Below are 21,737 nucleotides of genomic sequence, written 5' to 3'. Positions count from 1 at the left end.
GCCCGGCAGTGGTGACCGCCGGGCCTGAGATGAAGGTGCAATTCCTGCTTACTGCGCGGGGCCCTCGATGGCCTCGGAGGTGAGCAGGCCCGCGTTGATCTCGCGGAGCGCGATCGAGAGCGGCTTCTCGTGCACGTGGGTGTCGACGAGCGGACCGACGTACTCCAGGAGACCCTCGCCGAGCTGCGAGTAGTACGCGTTGATCTGGCGCGCGCGCTTGGCGGCGTAGATCACGAGGCTGTACTTCGAGTCGGTGGCCTCGAGGAGCTCATCAATCGGCGGGTTGATGATGCCCTCGGGCGTGGTGATGGAAGAGGACACTCTCTGCCTTCCGAAGGGGGTAAAGATCAAAGAAATCTTTGACGGTGCGGAGTTCCGCGGTGGGGCGTACCGAATTCGTCAGCATCCGTCAGTCGCTGTCGGCACGGTGGCCGGAAGCCTCCAGCATCAAGGCTAGCAGCTCACGGGCCACGTCCTCGACGGAGGTGTTGACCAGCGTCGTGTCGAACTCGGCCTCGGCGGCCAGTTCGACCTTGGCGGCGGCGAGCCGGCGATCGATCACCTCGGGCGCCTCGGTCCCGCGGCCGGTGAGCCGGCGGACCAGCTCCTCCCAGCTCGGCGGGGCCAGGAAGACCAGCTGGGCGTCCGACATCGACTGCCGGACCAGCCGGGCACCCTGGAGATCGATCTCCAGCAGCACCGGCTCGCCCGCCTCCAGGCGGTCGAGCACGGCGCGGCGGGGCGTGCCGTAGCGGTTGCCCGCGAACTCGGCCCACTCCAGCAGCTCGCCGTTGGCGATCAGCTTGTCGAACTCCTCGTTGTCCACGAAGAAGTAATGGACACCGTTGCGCTCGCCGGGGCGCGGCTTGCGGGTCGTCGCCGACACCGAGAGCCATACCTCGGGGTGGACCTTGCGCATATGAGCGACGACCGTGCTCTTGCCGACCCCGGAGGGGCCGGAGAGCACGGTCAGCCGCGGACGTACGTCCGGGGGTACGGGGGACGTCCCCCGGGATGTTGCAGCCATGGAGCGATTATCCAGGTTCTCAGGAGTGCCTGAGAACGTCAGGCGGCGCTGCCGCCGAACTCGCGCTCCAAGGATGCGATCTGGTTGGAGCCGAGACCCCGGACCCGGCGGCTCTCGGAGATGCCGAGCCGCTCCATGATCTGCTTGGCGCGGACCTTGCCCACGCCCGGCAGGGACTCCAGGAGGGCGGAGACCTTCATCTTGCCGATGACGTCGTTCTCCTGGCCCTGCTTGATGACCTCGTGGAGGGAGGCGCCGGAGTGCTTGAGTCGATTCTTGACCTCGGCCCGCTCCCGGCGAGCCGCGGCGGCCTTTTCGAGCGCGGCTGCGCGCTGTTCAGGGGTAAGGGGCGGAAGAGCCACGCCTACGTCACCTCGGATGTCGATCTGTCGGATACGGACCGGTGAGGAAGCTGAACGCTCCACACCAGGTGAGCGACGGACAACTTGTGTACGTCGGCTCTCGACGGAGACTAGCGGCCAAGGCCGCCCGAGTCAGCGAGAACCAACGAAAAGTCCTGGTCAGCCTTGGCCGACCAGGACATTTCTGGCATAACAACCGAGTTTTTTGGTCAGGAAAGAGTCAACACCCGGTTACGTGGCATGATCAGCTACCCGCCACGGCCGCCCGGATCTCGTCCGTGAGCCGTTCGGCGGCCTCCCGCAGCCCCGCCGCGTCCGGGCCCTGGCTCAGTACGCCGCGGCTCACGCTGGGCACCACATTGCCCACCGCAACACCGAAGACGCCGGGCAGATCCGCGGGCGTCGCGCCCTGCGCCCCGATCCCGGGAGCGAGCAGCGGGCCGTTGATCGCCAGGTTCACCCCCGCGTCCCCGAGCGTGGCTCCGACCACCGCGCCGACGGAGCCGAGCGGGGCCACCCCCTCGTTCTCGGCGGCCATGTGGTCGAGCATGAGCTGGGCCAGCGAGCGGCCGTCGGCGGCGGTGGCGCGCTGCACCTCGGCGCCCTCCGGGTTGGAGGTGAGGGCCAGCACGAAGACGCCCGCGCCGGAGAGGACCGCCGCGTCGAGCGCCGGACGCAGCGAGCCGAAGCCGAGGTACGGCGAGACGGTGACCGCGTCCGAGAACAGCGGCGAGTCCTTCTCCAGGTAGGTCGCCGCGTAGGCGCCCATGGTGGAGCCGATGTCGCCGCGCTTGGCGTCCATCAGCACCAGCGCGCCGGCCGCCCGCGCCTCCTGGACCGCCTTCTCCAGGACGGCGATGCCGCGCGAGCCGAAGCGCTCGAAGAACGCGGACTGCGGCTTGAGCACGGCGACCCGGTCGGCCAGTGCCTCCACGACGGTGCGCGTGAAGCGTTCGAGCCCGGCGACGTCGTCGTTCAGGCCCCAGGCGGTGAGCAGCGAGGCGTGCGGGTCGATGCCGACGCACAGCGGTCCGCGGGTGTCCATGGCGCGGCGCAGGCGCGCGCCGAAGTGTTCGGTGCTCATGCGGTGGCCTTCCTGGTCTCTGCGCCGACGGCCTCGGCGAGGGTGGCGTACGGGGAGGCGGCCAGGCGCGCGGCCAGGCCCTTGTGGATGGCGCGGGCGTAGAACGGGCCCTCGTAGATGAAGGCGCTGTAGCCCTGGACGAGCGTGGCGCCGGCCAGGATGCGCTGCCAGGCGTCCTCGGCGTTCTCGACGCCCCCGACGCCGACCAGGGTGATCCGGTCGCCCACGCGCGCGTAGAGGCGGCTCAGCACCTCCAGGGAGCGGGTCTTGAGGGGGGCGCCGGAGAGTCCGCCGGTCTCCTGGACCAGGGACGGCGAGGACTTCAGGCCGAGGCCCTGGCGGGCGATGGTGGTGTTGGTGGCGATGATGCCGTCCAGGCCCAGCTCGACCGCGAGGTCGGCGACCGCGTCGACGTCCTCGTCCGCGAGGTCCGGAGCGATCTTGACGAGCAGCGGCACCCGGCGTCCGGTGACGGTCCGGTCGGCCGCGTCGCGCACGGCGCTGAGCAGGGGCCGCAGCGCCTCGGTGGCCTGGAGGTTGCGCAGCCCCGGGGTGTTGGGCGAGGAGACGTTCACGACGAGGTAGTCGGCGTGGGCGGCGAGCCGCTCGGTGGACTTCACGTAGTCGTCGGCCGCTTCGGCCTCCGGCACGACCTTCGTCTTGCCGATGTTGACGCCGACCGTGGTCCGGAAGACCGGCCTGCGGGCGGCGAGGCGGGCGGCGACGGCGGCCGAGCCCTCGTTGTTGAAGCCCATGCGGTTGATCAGCGCGCGGTCCGCGACGAGGCGGAAGAGGCGCTTCTTGGGGTTGCCGGGCTGCGGCTCGCCGGTGACCGTACCGATCTCGATGTGGTCGAAGCCGAGCATCGACATGCCGTCGATCGCGACGGCGTTCTTGTCGAAGCCGGCGGCGAGGCCGAACGGGCCGTGCATCCGCAGGCCGAGGGCCTCGGTGCGCAGCTCCTTGTACCGGGGCGCGAGCGCGGCGGCGACGAAGGTGCGCAGCACGGGGGTCCGGGCGGCGAGGCGGATCCACCGGAAGGCCAGGTAGTGAGCCTGCTCCGGGTCCATCCGCTTGAAGACCAGCCGGAAGAAGAACTTGTACATCGGGGTGTCCTCGGTGTCCTCACGGAGAGGGGGACACCGTTTCCGGTGTCCCCCTGTCGGTCTGCTAGTCGCGGGCCGCGGTCAGATGTTCCGCGTGTTCCTGGAGGGAACGGACGCCGACGCCTCCGTGGGTGAGCGCGTCGATGCCCTGGACGGCGGCGGCGAGCGCCTGGACCGTCGTCAGGCACGGCACGGACCGGGCCACGGCCGCGGTACGGATCTCGTAGCCGTCGAGGCGGCCGCCCGTTCCGTACGGCGTGTTGACGATGAGGTCGACCTCGCCGTCGTGGATCAGCTGGACGATGGTCTTCTCGCCCTGCGGGCCCACGCCCTCGGACTGCTTGCGCACGACCGTGGCGTTGATGCCGTTGCGCTTGAGGACCTCGGCGGTGCCGGAGGTGGCGAGCAGCTCGAAGCCGTGGGCGACGAGTTCGCGCGCCGGGAAGATCATCGAGCGCTTGTCGCGGTTGGCGACGGAGATGAAGGCGCGGCCCTTGGTGGGCAGCGGGCCGTACGCGCCGGCCTGCGACTTGGCGTACGCCGTACCGAAGACCGAGTCGATGCCCATGACCTCACCGGTGGAGCGCATCTCCGGGCCGAGGACGGTGTCGACGCCGCGGCCGTGGATGTCGCGGAAGCGCGACCACGGCATGACGGCCTCCTTGACGGAGATCGGCGCGTCCAGCGGCAGGGTGCCGCCGTCGCCGTTGGCCGGGAGCAGGCCCTCGGCGCGCAGCTCGGCGATGGTCGCGCCCAGCGAGATGCGGGCGGCGGCCTTGGCGAGCGGGACCGCGGTCGCCTTCGAGGTGAAGGGGACGGTGCGGGAGGCGCGCGGGTTGGCCTCCAGGACGTAGAGGATGTCGCCGGAGAGCGCGAACTGGATGTTGATCAGTCCGCGTACGCCGACGCCCTTGGCGATGCCCTCGGTGGAGGCCCGCAGCCGCTTGATGTCGTAGCCGCCGAGCGTGATCGGGGGCAGCGCGCAGGCGGAGTCGCCGGAGTGGATGCCGGCCTCCTCGATGTGCTCCATGACGCCGCCGAGGTAGAGCTCGGTGCCGTCGTAGAGCGCGTCGACGTCGATCTCGATGGCGTCGTCGAGGAAGCGGTCGACCAGGACCGGCCGGGTGGGGCTGATCTCGGTGGACTCGGCGATGTACGAGGAGAGCCGCATCTCGTCGTACACGATCTCCATGCCGCGGCCGCCGAGCACGTAGCTGGGGCGGACGAGGACGGGGTAGCCGATCTCGTCGGCGATGGCCTTGGCCTCGTCGAAGGTGGTGGCGGTGCCGTGCTTCGGGGCGGGGAGTCCGGCCTCGGCCAGGACGCGGCCGAAGGCGCCACGGTCCTCGGCGGCGTGGATGGCCTCCGGGGACGTGCCGACGACCGGCACGCCGTTGTCCTTGAGCGCCTGCGACAGGCCCAGCGGGGTCTGGCCGCCGAGCTGGACGATGACACCGGCGACCGGTCCGGCGAGGGTCTCCGCGTGCACGATCTCCAGCACGTCTTCCAGCGTCAGCGGCTCGAAGTACAGGCGGTCGGAGGTGTCGTAGTCGGTGGAGACGGTCTCCGGGTTGCAGTTGACCATCACGGTCTCGTAGCCCGCGTCGCTCAGCGCGAAGGAGGCGTGGACGCAGGAGTAGTCGAACTCGATGCCCTGGCCGATGCGGTTGGGGCCTGAGCCGAGGATGATCACCGCGGGCTTGGTGCGGGACGCGACCTCGTTCTCCTCGTCGTAGGAGGAGTAGAAGTACGGCGTCTTCGCGGCGAACTCGGCGGCGCAGGTGTCGACCGTCTTGTAGACCGGGCGGATGCCCAGCGCGTGCCGCACCTCGCGCACGACGTCCTCGCGCAGGCTGCGGATCTCGGCGATCTGCGCGTCGGAGAAGCCGTGCCGCTTGGCCTCGGCGAGCAGCTCGGGGCCCAGCTCGTCGGCGGCGGCGAGCTCGTCGGCGATCTCCTTGATCAGGAAGAGCTGGTCGACGAACCAGGGGTCGATCTTCGTGGCGTCGAAGACCTCTTCCTGGGTGGCGCCGGCCCTGATCGCCTGCATGACGGTGTTGATCCGGCCGTCGGTCGGACGGACCGCCTCGGCGAGCAGCTCGGCCTTGTCGCCGGGCTCGCCGACGAAGGAGAACTGCGAGCCCTTCTTCTCCAGCGAACGGAGCGCCTTCTGGAGCGCCTCGGTGAAGTTCCGGCCGATCGCCATGGCCTCGCCCACCGACTTCATGGTGGTGGTGAGGGTGGAGTCGGCGGAGGGGAACTTCTCGAAGGCGAACCGCGGGGCCTTGACCACGACGTAGTCGAGGGTCGGCTCGAAGGAGGCCGGGGTCTTCTCGGTGATGTCGTTGGGGATCTCGTCGAGCGTGTAGCCGACGGCCAGCTTGGCGGCGATCTTGGCGATCGGGAAGCCGGTGGCCTTGGAGGCGAGCGCCGAGGAGCGGGAGACGCGCGGGTTCATCTCGATCACGATGACCCGGCCGTCGGTCGGGTCGATGGCGAACTGGATGTTGCAGCCGCCGGTGTCGACGCCGACCTCGCGGATGATCGCGATGCCGACATCGCGCAGCCGCTGGTACTCGCGGTCGGTGAGCGTCATCGCCGGGGCGACGGTGATCGAGTCACCGGTGTGGACACCCATCGGGTCGAAGTTCTCGATGGAGCAGACGACCACGACGTTGTCGTTCTTGTCGCGCATCAGCTCCAGCTCGTACTCCTTCCAGCCGAGGATGGACTCCTCCAGGAGCACCTCGGTGGTCGGCGAGAGCGTGAGGCCCTGTCCGGCGATGCGGCGCAGCTCGTCCTCGTCGTGCGCGAAGCCGGAGCCGGCGCCGCCCATGGTGAAGGAGGGGCGGACGACGACGGGGTAGCCGCCGAGCGTCTCGACGCCCGCGAGGACGTCGTCCATGGAGTGGCAGATGACCGAGCGGGCGGACTCGCCGTAACCGATCTTCGCCTTGACGGCCTCGACGACACCCTTGAAGAGGTCGCGGTCCTCGCCCTTGTTGATGGCCTCGACGTTGGCGCCGATGAGCTCGACGCCGTACTTCTCCAGGACACCGTTCTCGTGCATGGAGATCGCGGTGTTGAGCGCGGTCTGGCCGCCCAGGGTGGGGAGCAGCGCGTCGGGGCGCTCCTTGGCGATGATCTTCTCGACGAACTCGGGGGTGATCGGCTCGACGTACGTGGCGTCGGCGATCTCCGGGTCGGTCATGATCGTCGCCGGGTTGGAGTTCACCAGGATGACGCGCAGGCCCTCGGCCTTGAGGACGCGGCAGGCCTGGGTGCCGGAGTAGTCGAACTCTGCGGCCTGGCCGATGACGATCGGGCCGGAGCCGATGACCAGGACGGACTGGATATCGGAGCGCTTAGGCACGCTGGCCCTCCATCAGGGAGACGAAACGGTCGAAGAGGTACGCGGCGTCGTGCGGGCCGGCGGCTGCTTCGGGGTGGTACTGGACGCTGAAGGCGGGCTGGTCGAGGAGGTGGAGCCCCTCGACGACCTGGTCGTTCAGGCAGACGTGGGAGACCTCGGCGCGGCCGAACTTCGTCTCGGACACCTTGTCGAGCGGGGCGTCGACGGCGAAGCCGTGGTTGTGCGCGGTGACCTCGACCTTGCCGGTCGTGCGGTCCTGCACGGGCTGGTTGATGCCGCGGTGGCCGTACTTCAGCTTGTAGGTGCCGAAGCCGAGGGCGCGGCCGAGGATCTGGTTGCCGAAGCAGATGCCGAAGAGCGGGGTCTTCCGCTCCAGGACGCCCTGCATGACGGAGACCGGGTGGTCGGCGGTGGCCGGGTCGCCGGGGCCGTTGGAGAAGAACACGCCGTCGGGCTCGACCGCGTACACGTCCTCCAGAGTGGCGGTGGCGGGCAGCACGTGCACCTCGATGCCGCGCTCGGCCATCCGGTGCGGGGTCATGCCCTTGATGCCGAGGTCGATCGCGGCGACGGTGAACTTCTTGGTGCCGATCGCGGGGACGACGTACGTCTCCTTGGTGGCGACCTCGGCGGAGAGGTCTGCGCCGACCATCTCGGGGGCCCGCAGGACCCGGGCCAGCAGCGTGGCCTCGTCTGCGACCGCGTCACCGGAGAAGATGCCGACGCGCATGGCGCCGCGCTCGCGCAGGTGGCGGGTGAGCGCGCGGGTGTCGACACCGCTGATGCCGACGACGCCCTGGCGCTCCAGTTCCTCGTCGAGCGAGCGCTGCGAGCGCCAGTTGGAGGGGACCCGGGCGGGGTCGCGGACGACGTAGCCGGACACCCAGATCCGTCCGGACTCGGGGTCCTCGTCGTTCACCCCGGTGTTCCCGACGTGCGGGGCGGTCATCACGACGACCTGGCGGTGGTACGAGGGGTCGGTCAGCGTCTCCTGGTAGCCGGTCATGCCGGTGGAGAAAACCGCCTCGCCGAAGGTCTCCCCCACGGCCCCGTAGGCACGGCCGCGGAAGGCGCGGCCGTCCTCCAGGACGAGTACGGCGGGAGCTTTGGCGGCTCCCCGGGTGGAGATCGTCATCGTGCGGTGCCTTCCGTAGTTCTGGTGAGTTGGTCGATGGCCTCGACCCAGGCCGGGTGCTCGGCTGAGCGGTCGGAGCGGAATCCGGAGTCGATCAGTTTGTCGCCGTGCGCCCAGGTGATGATCAGCAGGCCGCCCTCGGGGAGGACCTTGCCGGCGATGCCCTTGTCGAGCCGGGCCCCGCGCAGGGCGGCGGCCGGCACGAAGAAGTCGGCGGCCCCGGGCCGTACGACGTCCAGGCCCTGTTCGGTCAGGGTGAGCTCGACGCGGCTGCGGGTGCCCAGGCCGTGGGCGACGATCCGGTCGAGCCACTGCCCGGCGGTGGTCGAGGCGTGGTACCGGCCGGTCAGTGTGAGCAGCTTCTCGCCGTCCGCGAACCCCTCGGGGGTGGCGGCGAGCTCCGGCAGGTCGGACTGGAGGCTGCCCCGCCACTTCCATCCCTGGCGCATCAGCCAGTACACGAAGGCGATGAGGACGATCAGTCCGATGACCCAGCTGATCCGGGCGGACCAGTCGGTCACTTCGGCCGACTTCCGTTCTGCGGCGAGCTGGTACAGAGGGGTGAGTGATGTCACGCGAGCTTCCCGTCGACGACCGTGGCACGGCCCCGCAGGAAGGTGTGGGTGACTCGGCCCGGCAGCTCGCGCCCCTCGTACGGAGTGTTGCGGCTGCGGGAGGCGAAGCCCGCGGGGTCCACGACACCACGGTAAGCCGGATCGACCAGGGTGAGGTTGGCGGGCTCACCGGCCGAGACGGGCCGGCCGTGTCCGTCGAGCCGTCCGATGGCGGCCGGGCGGAACGACATCCGGTCGGCGACGCCCGCCCAGTCGATCATTCCGGTCTCGACCATCGTCTGCTGGACGACGGAGAGCGCGGTCTCCAGGCCCACCATGCCCATGGCGGCAGCGGCCCACTCGCAGTCCTTGTCCTCGTGCGGGTGCGGGGCGTGGTCGGTGGCGACGCAGTCGATGGTGCCGTCGGCGAGCGCCTCGCGCAGGGCCATGACGTCGGCCTCGGTGCGCAGCGGCGGGTTCACCTTGTAGACCGGGTCGTAGGACCGCACGAGCTCGTCGGTGAGGAGCAGGTGGTGCGGAGTGACCTCGGCGGTGACGTTCCAGCCCTTGGACTTGGCCCAGCGGACGATCTCGACGGAGCCTGCGGTCGACAGGTGGCAGATGTGCACCCGGGAGCCGACGTGGGCGGCCAGCAGCACGTCGCGGGCGATGATCGACTCCTCGGCGACGGCGGGCCAGCCGCCGAGACCGAGTTCGGCGGAGACGACGCCCTCGTTCATCTGGGCGCCCTCGGTGAGGCGGGGCTCCTGGGCGTGCTGGGCGACGACGCCGTCGAAGGCCTTCACGTATTCCAGCGCGCGGCGCATGATCACCGCGTCGTCGACGCACTTGCCGTCGTCGGAGAAGACCTTCACCCCGGCAGCCGAATCGTGCATGGCACCGAGCTCGGCGAGCTTCTTGCCCTCCAGGCCGACGGTGACGGCGCCGATCGGCTGCACGTCGCAGTAGCCGGACTCCTTGCCGAGCCGCCAGACCTGCTCGACGACGCCGGCGGTGTCGGCGACCGGGAAGGTGTTGGCCATCGCGTGCACGGCGGTGAAGCCGCCGACGGCCGCGGCCTTGGTGCCGGTGAGGACGGTCTCGGAGTCCTCGCGGCCGGGCTCGCGCAGGTGGGTGTGGAGGTCGACCAGGCCGGGCAGCAGGATCAGGCCCTCGGCCTCGACGACGGTCGCGTCGCCGGCCTCGATGCCGGTGGAGACGGCGGCGATGGTCTCGCCGTCGATCAGGACGTCCTGGGGTTCGCCGCCGAGGACCTTCGCGCCGCGGATAAGGATCTTGCTCATGGTTACTTGTTCTCCTCGGTACGGGACGGGGCGGCGGGGGCGGCGGATTCGTACCCGCCCAGCAGCAGGTACAGGACGGCCATGCGGATCGAGACGCCGTTGGCGACCTGCTCGACGACCGTGCACCGGTCGGAGTCGGCGACCTCGGCGGTGATCTCCATGCCGCGCACCATCGGGCCGGGGTGCATGACGACGGCGTGCTCGGGCATCCGCGCCATGCGGTCGGCGTCCAGGCCGTAGCGGCGGGAGTACTCGCGCTCGGTCGGGAAGTACGCGGCGTTCATCCGTTCACGCTGCACACGGAGCATCATCACCGCGTCGGACTTCGGCAGCACGCCGTCGAGGCTGTAGCTGACGTCGCAGGGCCACCGCTCGACGCCGACCGGGACAAGGGTCGGCGGGGCCACCAGGGTGACGTGGGCGCCGAGCGTCGTCAGCAGGTGCACGTTGGAGCGGGCCACCCGGCTGTGCAGGATGTCGCCGACGATGGTGATCCGGCGGCCTTCGAGGTCCCGGCCGAGACCGCTGTCGGTCCCGACCAGGCGGCGGCGCATCGTGAAGGCGTCCAGGAGGGCCTGGGTGGGGTGCTCGTGGGTACCGTCACCGGCGTTGACGACGGCGCCGTCGATCCAGCCGGAGGTGGCGAGGCGGTACGGGGCGCCGGAGGCGCCGTGCCGGATGACGACGGCGTCGGCGCCCATCGCCTCCAGGGTCAGCGCGGTGTCCTTGAGCGACTCGCCCTTGGAGACGGAAGAGCCCTTCGCGGAGAAGTTGATGACGTCCGCGGAGAGGCGCTTGGCGGCGGCCTCGAAGGAAATGCGGGTGCGGGTCGAGTCCTCGAAGAAGAGGTTGACGACGGTACGGCCGCGCAGGGTGGGGAGCTTCTTGATCGGCCGGTCCGCGACCCTGGCCATCTCCTCGGCGGTGTCGAGGATCAGGACGGCGTCGTCGCGGGTGAGATCGGCGGCCGAGATGAGGTGACGCTTCATCTGGGTGTTCTCCGGGTGGCTGGAGGGTTCAGGCATGCGGGCGTGCGGAAGCAGCGGTACGGGCTCGTGGTGCGCCGTACGGGTGTGGTGGGGCTACTGCTCGCCCGTGGGGGCGGTCCGCTCGACACCGAGCAGCACGGCGTCCCGGCCGTCCTCCTCGGCGAGCTGGACCTTGACCGTCTCCCGCAGCGACGTGGGGAGGTTCTTGCCGACGTAGTCGGCGCGGATCGGGAGTTCGCGGTGACCGCGGTCGACGAGGACCGCGAGCTGTACGGCACGGGGCCGGCCGATGTCGCCCAGGGCATCGAGGGCGGCGCGGATCGTGCGGCCCGAGAAGAGGACGTCGTCGACGAGGACGACCAGGCGGCCCTCGATGCCCTCGCCGGGGATGTCGGTGCGGGCCAGGGCGCGCGCCGGGCGCAGCCGCAGGTCGTCGCGGTACATGGTGATGTCGAGGGAGCCGACCGGCATCTTCCCGCCAGTGATCTCTTCGAGCTTCTCGGCGAGCCGGCGGGCGAGGAAGACGCCTCGCGTCGGGATGCCGAGGAGAACCACGTCGTCGGCGCCCTTGGCGCGTTCGACGATCTCGTGGGCGATCCGGGTCAGTACCCGGGCGATGTCGGGAGCCTCGAGAACGGGGCGTGCCGCATTGCCGGTGGCTTCGTGCTGTGCGTCCATAAGAAACGGACCTCCTTCTCCGTCTCACGGGACGGACCTTAAAGGACGTCGAAATTGCGTCATCCACGTTACCAGGGCTTGCACCGGCTCCCGCTCCCGCCCCCGGGAGATGCCGGTCCGGACCATTCGGCTTGACGCATCCAAGTAACGCTGCGTAACCTCACAGTGAGTTACCAGCAACGCGGCGGAGCCGCGAAATGTCCCAGCGTCCGGGGAGCCTTATGTCCAGCGAATACGCAAAACAGCTCGGGGCCAAACTCCGTGCCATCCGCACCCAGCAGGGCCTCTCCCTCCATGGCGTGGAGGAGAAGTCCCAGGGCCGCTGGAAGGCCGTCGTGGTCGGCTCGTACGAGCGCGGCGACCGCGCCGTGACCGTACAGCGCCTCGCTGAGCTCGCGGACTTCTACGGGGTCCCGGTCCAGGAGCTCCTGCCCGGTACGACGCCCGGCGGTGCCGCCGAGCCGCCGCCGAAGCTCGTCCTGGACCTGGAGCGCCTCGCCCACGTCCCGCCGGAGAAGGCCGGTCCGCTGCAGCGCTACGCGGCGACGATCCAGAGCCAGCGCGGTGACTACAACGGCAAGGTGCTCTCGATCCGCCAGGACGACCTGCGCACACTGGCCGTGATCTACGACCAGTCGCCGTCCGTGCTCACGGAGCAGCTGATCAGCTGGGGCGTGCTGGACGCGGACGCGCGTCGCGCCGTGGCCCACGAAGAGGGCTGACGACCCCCTGAAGAAACGTACCGCCGTGTCGGTGCGGTTCACCCCATCGGGTGCCCGCACCGGCACGGCTTTTTCGTGTACGCCGGGCCGCGCGCGGCGGTACGTGTACGACGGGCCCACGCACGGCGAAGGGCCCACGGTCGAGCGACCGTGGGCCCTTCGCCGGCAGAATGCCGCCGGAGCTACTGCTCCCGGCGGAGGTTCGGCTTGAGGTCCTTGAAGCGGGCCAGCAGCCCGTTCACGAAGGACGGGGAGTCGTCGGTGGAGAACTCCTTGGCGAGCTGGACCGCCTCGTCGATCACCACCGCGTCCGGGGTGCCGTCCTCCCAGATCAGCTCGTAGGCGCCGAGCCGCAGGATGTTCCGGTCGACGACCGGCATGCGGTCGATCTCCCAGTCCACCGCGTAGGTCACGATGAGGTCGTCGATCCGGTCCGCGTACTGCGCGTACCCCTCGACGAGCTCCATCGTGTACTCGGTGACCGGCGGCTGACGGTTGTCGGCCCGCGAGTGCCGCACCCAGTCCGCGAGGACCGTCTGCACGGACTCGCCGCGCTGGTCGGCCTCGAAGAGGATCTGGAAGGCGCGCTTGCGGGCCTTGTTCCGGGCAGCCACGGTTAGCTGTTCACCCGGCCGAGGTAGTCGCTGGTGCGGGTGTCGACCTTGACCTTCTCACCGGTGGTGATGAAGAGCGGGACCTGGATCTGGTAACCGGTCTCCAGGGTGGCGGGCTTGGTGCCACCGGTGGAGCGGTCGCCCTGGACGCCCGGCTCGGTCTCCTTGATGACGAGCTCGACGGCGGCCGGGAGCTCGACGTAGAGCACCGAGCCCTCGTGCTGCGCCACGGAGGCGGTGAAGCCCTCGATCAGGAAGTTGGCAGCGTCACCGACGGACTTGCGGTCGACCATGAGCTGGTCGTAGGTGTCCATGTCCATGAAGACGAAGTACTCGCCGTCCATGTACGAGAACTGCATGTCGCGACGGTCGATGGTGGCCGTTTCGACCTTCACACCGGCGTTGAACGTCTTGTCGACGACCTTGCCGGAGAGCACGTTCTTGAGCTTGGTGCGCACGAAGGCCGGGCCCTTGCCGGGCTTGACGTGCTGGAACTCGACGACGGACCAGAGCTGGCCTCCGTCGAGCTTGAGCACCATGCCGTTCTTGAGGTCGTTCGTGGAAGCCACGGTTGCGGAATCTCCTGGACTGAAGCTGGTGGAACGACCGAGGATGCGCGCTAGAGCGCGAGCAGCTCCTTGGTCGTAATGGTGAGTAGCTCGGGTCCGCCGTCCGCCTCGGGGCGCACGACGAGCGTGTCATCGATCCGGACCCCGCCCCGGCCCGGGAGGTGGACCCCCGGTTCGACGGTGACCGGCACACAAGCGTCCAGTTTACCCATGGCCGCAGGTGCCAACTGCGGGTCCTCGTCGATTTCGAGTCCCACCCCGTGCCCGGTCCAGGGTGCCAGGCCCCCGCCGTGCCCCGCCGAGTCCAGGACATAGCGGGCCGCGCGGTCCACGTCGCGGTAGGCGGCGCCCGGTACGAGGGCCTCGCGCCCAGCCCGCTGAGCGGCGAAAACCAGGTCGTAGAGCTCGATCTGCCAGTCGGCGGGCGTCGTCCCGATGACGAACGTGCGGCCGATCTCGCAGCGGTAGCCGCGATAGTTCGCGCCGAGGCAGACGGAGAGGAAATCTCCTTCCTCCACCCGCCGGTCCGAGGGGCGGTGGCGACCCTGGCCCGAGTTCGGTCCGGTGGCGACGGAGGTGGCGAAGGCGGGGCCGTCGGCGCCGTGGTCCACCAGGCGGCGCTCCAGCTCCAGGGCGAGATGCCGTTCGGTGCGGCCCACCAGGATGGATTCGAGGAGTTCGCCCAGGGCCTGGTCGGTGATCTCGGCGGCGATCCGCAGACAGGCGATCTCCTCCTCGTCCTTGACCACCCGCAGCTGCTCGACGGTGGCCCCGAGATCGGCCAGCCTCAGCCGCGGGGCGACCGAGCCCATGGCCCGGTGGCGGGCGACCGTCAGGTGGTGCTCCTCGACGGCCAGCGACTCCGCGCCCGAGGAACCGGCCAGATCGGCGGCGGCAACCACCGGATCGCCGTCGGAAGGAGGCAGCAGGGAGACCCGCAGCTGATCGTCGGTGCGCCCGTCGGCCGGGTCGCCGCCCGGGGCCCGGGGAGAGACCAGGACGTCCCCGGCGGGTCCGAGCAGCAGCACGGCGCCCGGCGGCGCACCGCCCGCGAGATAGCGGACGTTGGCGGGGCGGGAGACCAGGGCGGCCGCGGATCCGACGGCGGCGCACCGGTCGCGAAGCAGCCCGCGGCGGACGGCGTACACCTCTGACATGTCACGAGCCTACGAGCGGTGGCGCGGGCCTGCTCGGTCAGCGCACCCGACCGGGGGTCGGCCGGGCACCGGAAGCACCGCCCGGTGACGGTTCACCAGGCCGGCGGGCTGGCTATGGAGCGGGCGAGGATGTCGTCCAGGACGCGGGCGGTGGTCTCCACGTCGTACGTCGAGTTGTCGATGATCGGCAGGCCGGAGCCGTACCAGCCGGCCATCCGGCCGTGGATCCTGGCGACCTCCTCGTCCGAGAGGCGGCGGTTGCCGCTTCGGGCGGCGTTGCGCTCCAGCACGATCTCCAGGCCGGGCAGCAGGACGACGGGCAGGAGTCCGGGGCCGACGTGGCGCTTCCAGCCGCCGAGCCCGACGACCGGGCGGTCGGGGAAGACTGCGTCGTCGAGGATGCAGGAGATGCCGTTGGCGAGGAAGTTGCGGGCGGCGAAGCCGCAGGTGCGGCGGGCCAGGCGGTACTGGGCCTCGGAGTGGTCGTTCCACCCGGACTGCGGGTCGGCGAAACCGGAGCAGACCCATTCGCGGACGTCGTCGAGGCTGACATGGGCGGTGGGCACCCGGCGGCGGCTGGCCCAGAGCTTGGCCACGGTGGTCTTGCCGGCGCCCGCGGGGCCGATCAGGAGGACCGCGAGGGTCGTACTGCCGGTGCCGGGCTCGGCGGGCGGCGCGGGCAGCGGGACCGGGCCGCCGGGCGGCAGCTGGACGTGTCCCGTGGTCTCCCTGAGGGGAGGGCCCGGGGCGTGCTGCGGGGCGGGCCCGCTCCACCCGCCGGGCGCGGGCGGGGTGATGGGTGGCGGCCCCGGCGGACCGGGGTGGCCGGGGTGCTGGGCCTGGTGCGACCAGCCGACAGGTCCGCTTCCGGGTCCTTGGGGCGGCGGCAGCGGGGCCCCCACTGCGTGCTGCATCCGGTGCCACTCCGTCTCGTACAGGCAACTGGCGCTGGTGGAACGGCAACCGTACCGTCCCCGGCCGCCGGTGGAACAACGGCCGGGGACGCGTAACAGTGCCCGGATGGCCGGGAAACCGGTCCGTCAGCCGGTCAGCTCGTCCGCGAGGGCGCGCAGGGCGAGGCGGTAGGAGCCGATGCCGAATCCGGCCACGGTCCCCGTGGCGACCGGCGCGACCACGGAGTTGTGTCGGAATTCCTCCCGCGCGTACGGGTTCGAGATGTGCACCTCGATCAGCGGGGCGGTGCGCTGGGCCGCCGCGTCCCGCATCCCGTACGAGTAGTGGGTGAAGGCACCCGGGTTGAGAACGACCGGAATTGAACCGTCCGCGGCCTCGTGGAGCCAGCGGATCAGCTCGCCCTCGTCGTTGGTCTCGCGGACGTCGACGTCGAAGCCGAGCTCCTTGCCGAGCGCCTGGCAGGTCTCGACGAGTCCGGCGTAGGACGTGGCGCCGTACACGTCCGGCTCGCGGGAGCCGAGCCGGCCGAGGTTCGGGCCGTTGAGGACGAGCACCCGGCGGGTCACGCCGACACCTCCCCGTAGGCGGCCAGCAGCACGGCCGGGTCGGGGCCCTCCAGGACGGTGGGCTTGCCCAGGCCGTCCAGGACGATGAAGCGCAGCAGGTCGCCGCGGGACTTCTTGTCGACCTTCATGTTCTCCAGCAGCTTGGGCCACTGGTCGCCGCGGTAGGTGAGCGGCAGGCCGACGGACTCCAGGACGGCGCGGTGCCGGTCGGCGGTGGCGTCGTCGAGCCGTCCGGCCAGCCGGCCCAGCTCGGCGGCGAAGACCATGCCCACCGAGACCGCGGCGCCGTGACGCCACTTGTAGCGCTCGTTCTTCTCGATGGCGTGGGCCAGGGTGTGGCCGTAGTTGAGGATCTCGCGCAGTCCGGATTCCTTCAGGTCGCTGGAGACGACCTCGGCCTTGACCCTGATGGCGCGTTCGATCAGCTCCGCGGTGTGCGGTCCGGTGGGCCTGCGGGCGCCCTCCGGGTCCGCCTCGACCAGGTCGAGGATGGCCGGGTCGGCGATGAAGCCGGCCTTGATGACCTCGGCCATGCCGCTGACGTAGTCGTTCACGGGCAGCGAGTCCAGCGCGGCCAGGTCGCAGAGCACCCCGGCCGGCGGGTGGAAGGCGCCGACGAGGTTCTTGCCCTCGGCGGTGTTGATGCCGGTCTTGCCGCCGACGGCCGCGTCGACCATGGCGAGCACGGTCGTGGGCACGGCGATCCAGCGCACCCCGCGCAGCCAGGTCGCCGCGACGAATCCGGCCACATCGGTGGTGGCGCCGCCGCCGACGCCGACGATGACGTCGGTGCGGGTGAAGCCGGTCTGGCCGAGCGCCTTCCAGCAGTACGCCGCGACCTCGGCGGTCTTCGCCTCCTCGGCGTTGGGCAGCTGGATGGCGATGGCTTCGTAGCCCTGCGCGGCCAGGTCCTGGCGGACCGCCTCACCGGTCTCGGCGAGAGCCTCCGGGTGCAGCACCGCGACCCGCTTGGCACGGTCGCCGATGAGATGGGGCAGCTCGCCCAGCAGCTGCCTGCCGACCAGCACCTCGTACGGGTCGGTGCCCGCGCTGCCTGCGATCGGGATGCGGATGAGGCCTTGCTCGGTCATGCGTGTGTTCTCCCGGCCGGGCGCGACGGGGTCGTCCGTGCGCTCCGGCAGTTCCAGTGCGTCGAGGACCGCCTGGGCGACCTCTTCGGGGGTGCGCTCGTCGGTGGCGACGGTCACGCGGGCCACCTCGGTGTACAGGTGGCGGCGGGCGTCCATCAGCTCGCGCCACTGCCGGCGCGGGTTGACGGCGAGCAGCGGGCGGGCGGTGTTCAGGCCGACCCGCTTGACGGCCTCCTCCACCTCCATCGAGAGGTAGACGACGGGGCGGCCGGCGAGCAGCTCGCGGGTCGTCGCGTCGAGCACGGCGCCGCCGCCGAGGGAGAGGACGCCGGTGTGCTCGGCGACGGCGGTGTGCACCGCGCGCCGCTCCAGCTCGCGGAAGTGCTCCTCGCCCTCGTCGTAGAAGATCTCCGGGATCGGCTTGCCCGCCGTGGCCACGACGTCCGCGTCGGTGTCGCGGTAGCCGGTGCCGAGGCGGTCGGCGAGCAGCTCACCGACCGTGGACTTGCCGACGCCCATCGGGCCGACGAGGACGATCAGCGGGCCGCTCATCGGATCTGGAGGTGGTCGAGGTACGACTGCACGTTGCGGTGGGTCTCGGTGACGCTGTCGCCGCCGAACTTCTCCGCGACGGCGTCGGCCAGGACCAGGGCGACCATCGCCTCGGCGACGATGCCTGCGGCCGGAACGGCACAGACATCGGAGCGCTGGTGGTGGGCCTTGGCGGGCTCGCCGGTGACGACGTCGACGGTGGCGAGTGCGCGCGGCACGGTCGCGATGGGCTTCATCGCGGCCCGGACCCGCAGCAGTTCGCCGGTGGTCAGACCGCCCTCGGTGCCGCCGGAACGGCCGGAGGCGCGCTTGATGCCGTCCTCGGTGACCAGGATCTCGTCGTGCGCCTTGGAGCCGGGGACCCGGGCCAGGTCGAAGCCGTCGCCGACCTCGACCCCCTTGATGGCCTGGATGCCCATGAGGGCGGCGGCGAGGCGGGCGTCGAGCCGGCGGTCCCAGTGGACGTGCGAGCCGAGGCCGACGGGCACGCCGTACGCCAGTACCTCGACGACGCCACCGAGGGTGTCGCCGTCCTTGTGGGCCTGGTCGATCTCGGCGACCATTTCCTTGCTCGCGTCGGCGTCCAGGCAGCGCACCGGGTCGGCGTCGAGCTTCTCCACGTCGGCGGGGGTCGGGTAGACGCCGTAGGGCGCCTTGGCCGCGGCCAGTTCGACGACATGGCTGACGATCTCGATGCCGGCGGTCTCCTTGAGGTACGACCGGGCGACGGCGCCGAGCGCGACGCGGGCCGCCGTCTCCCGGGCGCTGGCGCGCTCCAGGATCGGCCGGGCCTCGTCGAAGCCGTACTTCTGCATGCCGGCGAGGTCGGCGTGGCCGGGCCTCGGGCGGGTCAGCGGGGCGTTGCGGGCCAGCGCGGCCAGCTCCTCGGGGTCGACCGGGTCGGCCGACATGACCTGCTCCCACTTGGGCCACTCGGTGTTGCCCACCATCACGGCGACCGGGGAGCCCATGGTGAGCCCGTGGCGCACCCCGCCGAGGAAGGTGACCTCGTCCTTCTCGAACTTCATCCGCGCACCGCGGCCATAACCGAGCCGCCGCCGGGCGAGTGCGTCCGCCACCATCTCCGTGGTGATCGGGACGCCGGCCGGAAGACCCTCCAGCGTCGCCACGAGTGCGGGGCCGTGCGACTCCCCCGCGGTCAGCCAGCGCAACCTGCTCAACGGTGCTCCTCATGCTCGCGCCTGGAACTGCAACGGCGCGACCGGGTGCGCGGCCCTGGCCCGCCGCCTTCGATCCTCCCACGGCCGGGGGCCCCGGCCCGCCGCCGGTCCATCAGACGGACGGATCGGCGGGCCGGATCCACGGTCAGCGGGCGGCCAGCGCCTGCTCGCCGGCCCGGCGCATGGCGGCCAGCGGGGCCGGTGAACGGCCCGTCATCTGCTCGACCTGGAGGACGGCCTGGTGCACCAGGAGGTCAAGACCTCCGATGACTGGACCGCCGCGAGCCGCCCAGGCGGACGCGAGTCCGGTGGGCCAGGGCTCGTACAGCACATCGAAGAGCGTGCCGGGATGCTCCGGCACGTCAGCCATCAGCCCGTCCGTGGCCCCCGCCGGGGTCGTCGCGACGACCAGCGGGGCACGCAGCGCCTGCGCGGCCTCCGCCCAGTCGGCGATCCGCACCTCGACACCGAGACGCTCGCCCCAGCCGCGCATCTCGTCACCGCGCTCGCGGCTGCGGACGTAGGCCGTGACCGGTCCGGTGCAGATCTGCGAGAGCGCGGCGAGCGCGGAAGAGGCGGTGGCGCCGGCGCCGAGGACGGCGGCGGACTCGGCCTTCTCGACGCCGCGCTCGCGCAGGGCGGCGATCATGCCGGGGACATCCGTGTTGTCGCCGACGCGCCGGCCGTCCTCGGTGAACACCACCGTGTTGACGGCCTCGACCGAGGAAGCGGTCGCGCTGATCTCGTCCAGCAGCGGGATGACCGCGCGCTTGAGCGGCATGGTCAGCGAGAGCCCGGCCCACGTACGGTCCAGGCCCTCGACGAAGCCGGGCAGCGCCTGCTCGTCGATCTCGAACCGGTCGTACGACCAGCCGTCGAGGCCGAGTTCGGCGTACGCGGCCCGGTGCAGGACCGGGGAGAGCGAGTGCGCGATGGGCGAACCCAGGACGGCTGCCCGGCGGGGCCCGTCATTCGAGGCCATGCTTTTCCTTGAACTTCTTGTTGAGCTTCTCGTGCTCGGCGGCCGTCTTGGTGAACTGCGTCTTCTTGCCGTCGAGCGAGATGAAGTACATCCACCCGTCACCGGTGGGGCTGAGCGTGGCCCGCAAGGCTTCGTCGCCCGGATTGCTGATCGGACCCGGCGGAAGTCCCGCGTGGTAATAGGTGTTGTAGGGATCCGGGTTGGTCAGGATCTCATTCGAACTGATCTTGATCTTGCTCTGCTTCGTGAGGTAATTGAAAGCGGAGTCGAATTGGAGCTTGCGGTTCGTGGCGGTGTTGTCGGGCTTCAAGCGGTTGTAGACGACTTCGGCCATCTTGCGGAAGTCGTCGTGCGTGAGCCCCTCCACCTGCACCAGGCTGGCGACGGTGAGCACCTGCCACGGGCCGTCCAGCTTGTACTTCTTGGCGGTTCCTTCGAGGTCGAGCTTCTTGTACTCCTCGTTGGACCGCTCGACCATCTTCTTGAGGATGGCCTCGGGCTTGGTCTCCTTCGTCACCGGATACGCGGCCGGGTAAAGGAATCCTTCCAGCGGATCCTTGATGTCCTTGTTGTCGCTCGCCCAGTCCGGCAGACCGAGGTCGGACGCATCGGACTTGGCGATGCCCTTGGTCGTGCCCGCCTTGAGGTCCAGCTTCTTGTCGATCAGCTCGTAGATCTGGACGTTGCGGCGTCCCTCGGGAATCACGAGAAGGTTCTGGCTGTTCGGGTCGACCATCATCTTCACGGCCTCGGCCGCGGACATCTTCTCGTGGAGGAGATACACCCCGGCCTGGATCGACTTCCCCTTGGGGTTCTCGCCCTGCGCGGCAACGAACGCGTCGACGCTCTTGACCACACCCTGCTTCTTGAGGATGTTGGCGATGTCGGTCCCGAACGCACCCTTGGGGATCTCCACCTCGACCGATCCCGTGCCAGTACCCGAGTAGTCGGGCGCCGCGCCGAACTTGTCCTGCCAGTACGAGTAGCCGAGGTAACCCACCCCGCCGAGGCCGCCGGCCAGGACCAGCGAGACGACCAGGCAGGCACAGCCGCTGCGGTTCTTCTTCTTGCCCTTGCCGCGGCGCTCGTTGCCGCCGCGGCTGCCGCGGCGCGACTCACGCGGGTCGTCGTCGTAGTCGTCGTCCTTGCCGTCGCCGTTGTCGTCGCGATCGTCGGCGCCCGTGAAGAACGGGTGGGTCTCCTCCGGCTGGACCTCCGGGTCCCAGTCGGGAGTCTGCGTCGGGGCCTGCTGGGGAGCGGCCTCACGACGGCCCGGGGGCTGCGGCGGCGGGTAGGCCTCCGGCGTGCCGTAGTGGTCCTGCGTCTCGCCGTAGCCGCCCTGTCCTCCGCCGTACGGGTCGGCAGCCGGCTGGGCGTCGTACGGCATCGCGGCGGGCTGCTGCCCGGTGCCCCAGCCGCCGTTGTCGTACTGGGGCTGCTGGGGCTGCTGCGCGTACGGGTCCTGCTGTACTCCGTAGCCGGGCTGCTGCTGGTAGTGCTGCTGGGCGTACGGGTCCTGCGGCTGTTGCGGCTGTTGCGCGTACGGGTCCTGCTGCTGCTGTGCGTACGGATCGTGCGGGTGGGGCTGCTGCTGTCCGCCGTACTGGTTCTGGCCGTGGGCAGACTGCTGTCCTCCCCATCCCTGGTCCCCGTACAAGGGGTCCTCGGGATGCCACGGTTCGGAGCCGGGGCCCCGGCCATACTCAGTCATCGATCCCCTAGAGCCGCGAGACGACGTTCCGCCTCTTGCTGTGCGGTGTTTGTTCGAAGCACCGC

General features: G+C 70.5%; 21 protein-coding genes. 1 reads left to right on the top strand and 20 read right to left on the bottom strand.

Translation table 11 applies throughout. The features are described 5' to 3' along the window. Window positions 1-48: 48 nt before the first annotated feature. The 11 genes from rpoZ to pyrR all read right to left on the bottom strand — a co-directional run bounded on the left by rpoZ (window position 49) and on the right by pyrR (window position 11,612). Complete coding sequence (rpoZ, locus tag OG842_RS32375; protein WP_003970369.1) at window positions 49-321, bottom strand: DNA-directed RNA polymerase subunit omega; 273 nt, start codon at window positions 319-321, stop codon at window positions 49-51. An 88-nt stretch (window positions 322-409) separates the two neighbouring features. Further along, window positions 410-1,027 (bottom strand): guanylate kinase, encoded by a 618-nt coding sequence (gene gmk, locus OG842_RS32370; protein ID WP_266735855.1) that lies wholly within the window; start codon window positions 1,025-1,027, stop codon window positions 410-412. A gap of 38 nt (window positions 1,028-1,065) precedes the next feature. After that, window positions 1,066-1,389 carry an integration host factor gene (locus OG842_RS32365; protein ID WP_014157387.1) on the bottom strand — a complete coding sequence of 108 codons (324 nt, stop codon included), beginning with the start codon at window positions 1,387-1,389 and terminating at the stop codon, window positions 1,066-1,068. A 244-nt stretch (window positions 1,390-1,633) separates the two neighbouring features. After that, complete coding sequence (gene pyrF / locus OG842_RS32360; RefSeq protein WP_266735856.1) at window positions 1,634-2,473, bottom strand: orotidine-5'-phosphate decarboxylase; 840 nt, start codon at window positions 2,471-2,473, stop codon at window positions 1,634-1,636. Further along, window positions 2,470-3,579 (bottom strand): quinone-dependent dihydroorotate dehydrogenase, encoded by a 1,110-nt coding sequence (locus tag OG842_RS32355; RefSeq protein WP_266735858.1) that lies wholly within the window; start codon window positions 3,577-3,579, stop codon window positions 2,470-2,472. The genes pyrF and OG842_RS32355 overlap by 4 nt, the downstream gene beginning before the upstream one ends. A gap of 64 nt (window positions 3,580-3,643) precedes the next feature. Continuing rightward, on the bottom strand, window positions 3,644-6,952 hold the full coding sequence (gene carB, locus OG842_RS32350; RefSeq protein ID WP_266735859.1) for a carbamoyl-phosphate synthase large subunit: 3,309 nt from the start codon (window positions 6,950-6,952) through the stop codon (window positions 3,644-3,646). Then, window positions 6,945-8,087: a glutamine-hydrolyzing carbamoyl-phosphate synthase small subunit gene (carA, locus tag OG842_RS32345; protein ID WP_266735861.1), complete on the bottom strand. Its 1,143-nt coding sequence runs from the start codon at window positions 8,085-8,087 to the stop codon at window positions 6,945-6,947. The genes carB and carA overlap by 8 nt, the downstream gene beginning before the upstream one ends. Next, on the bottom strand, window positions 8,084-8,662 hold the full coding sequence (locus tag OG842_RS32340; RefSeq protein WP_266735863.1) for a PH-like domain-containing protein: 579 nt from the start codon (window positions 8,660-8,662) through the stop codon (window positions 8,084-8,086). The genes carA and OG842_RS32340 overlap by 4 nt, the downstream gene beginning before the upstream one ends. Then, complete coding sequence (locus OG842_RS32335; protein WP_266735864.1) at window positions 8,659-9,945, bottom strand: dihydroorotase; 1,287 nt, start codon at window positions 9,943-9,945, stop codon at window positions 8,659-8,661. Before OG842_RS32335 ends, OG842_RS32340 begins: the two co-directional genes overlap by 4 nt. A 2-nt stretch (window positions 9,946-9,947) precedes the next feature. Further along, window positions 9,948-10,934: an aspartate carbamoyltransferase catalytic subunit gene (locus tag OG842_RS32330; protein ID WP_266737312.1), complete on the bottom strand. Its 987-nt coding sequence runs from the start codon at window positions 10,932-10,934 to the stop codon at window positions 9,948-9,950. 93 nt (window positions 10,935-11,027) lie between these two features. Next, a complete protein-coding gene (pyrR, locus tag OG842_RS32325; RefSeq protein WP_072484539.1) occupies window positions 11,028-11,612 on the bottom strand; it encodes a bifunctional pyr operon transcriptional regulator/uracil phosphoribosyltransferase PyrR in 585 nt (194 codons plus the stop codon). Between the two features lie 221 nt (window positions 11,613-11,833). Between pyrR and bldD the strand changes: the two genes are divergently transcribed. Continuing rightward, window positions 11,834-12,334, top strand: coding sequence for a transcriptional regulator BldD (bldD, locus tag OG842_RS32320; protein WP_014044812.1), 501 nt, complete (start codon window positions 11,834-11,836; stop codon window positions 12,332-12,334). A 182-nt stretch (window positions 12,335-12,516) separates the two neighbouring features. Here bldD and nusB read toward each other — a convergent pair whose 3' ends face one another. The 9 genes from nusB to mltG form a co-directional block, all read right to left on the bottom strand. Next, entirely contained in the window at window positions 12,517-12,948 is a 432-nt protein-coding gene (nusB, locus tag OG842_RS32315; RefSeq protein ID WP_266735866.1) for a transcription antitermination factor NusB, read from the bottom strand. Between the two features lie 2 nt (window positions 12,949-12,950). Then, the gene (gene efp, locus OG842_RS32310; RefSeq protein WP_266735867.1) at window positions 12,951-13,517 is read right to left on the bottom strand and encodes an elongation factor P; all 567 of its coding nucleotides are present in this window, start codon (window positions 13,515-13,517) and stop codon (window positions 12,951-12,953) included. Window positions 13,518-13,567: 50 nt separating this feature from the next. Next, complete coding sequence (locus OG842_RS32305; RefSeq protein WP_266735869.1) at window positions 13,568-14,674, bottom strand: aminopeptidase P family protein; 1,107 nt, start codon at window positions 14,672-14,674, stop codon at window positions 13,568-13,570. Between the two features lie 92 nt (window positions 14,675-14,766). After that, window positions 14,767-15,588, bottom strand: a complete 822-nt coding sequence (locus OG842_RS32300) for a Pro-rich N-terminal domain-containing protein (protein WP_266735870.1) — start codon at window positions 15,586-15,588, stop codon at window positions 14,767-14,769. A 126-nt stretch (window positions 15,589-15,714) separates the two neighbouring features. After that, a complete protein-coding gene (gene aroQ, locus OG842_RS32295; RefSeq protein ID WP_266735872.1) occupies window positions 15,715-16,155 on the bottom strand; it encodes a type II 3-dehydroquinate dehydratase in 441 nt (146 codons plus the stop codon). Next, entirely contained in the window at window positions 16,152-17,798 is a 1,647-nt protein-coding gene (gene aroB, locus OG842_RS32290) for a 3-dehydroquinate synthase (RefSeq protein WP_266735873.1), read from the bottom strand. The genes aroQ and aroB overlap by 4 nt, the downstream gene beginning before the upstream one ends. After that, on the bottom strand, window positions 17,795-18,979 hold the full coding sequence (gene aroC / locus OG842_RS32285; protein ID WP_266735874.1) for a chorismate synthase: 1,185 nt from the start codon (window positions 18,977-18,979) through the stop codon (window positions 17,795-17,797). The genes aroB and aroC overlap by 4 nt, the downstream gene beginning before the upstream one ends. 145 nt (window positions 18,980-19,124) lie before the next feature. Beyond that, complete coding sequence (locus OG842_RS32280) at window positions 19,125-19,961, bottom strand: shikimate dehydrogenase (RefSeq protein ID WP_266735876.1); 837 nt, start codon at window positions 19,959-19,961, stop codon at window positions 19,125-19,127. After that, window positions 19,948-21,672, bottom strand: a complete 1,725-nt coding sequence (mltG, locus tag OG842_RS32275) for an endolytic transglycosylase MltG (RefSeq protein WP_266735877.1) — start codon at window positions 21,670-21,672, stop codon at window positions 19,948-19,950. The genes OG842_RS32280 and mltG overlap by 14 nt, the downstream gene beginning before the upstream one ends. Window positions 21,673-21,737 lie beyond the last annotated feature (65 nt).

Source organism: Streptomyces sp. NBC_00376 (assembly GCF_036077095.1).
Classification (GTDB): Bacteria; Actinomycetota; Actinomycetes; order Streptomycetales; family Streptomycetaceae; genus Streptomyces.
This window is presented reverse-complemented; position numbering and strand designations above follow the sequence as displayed.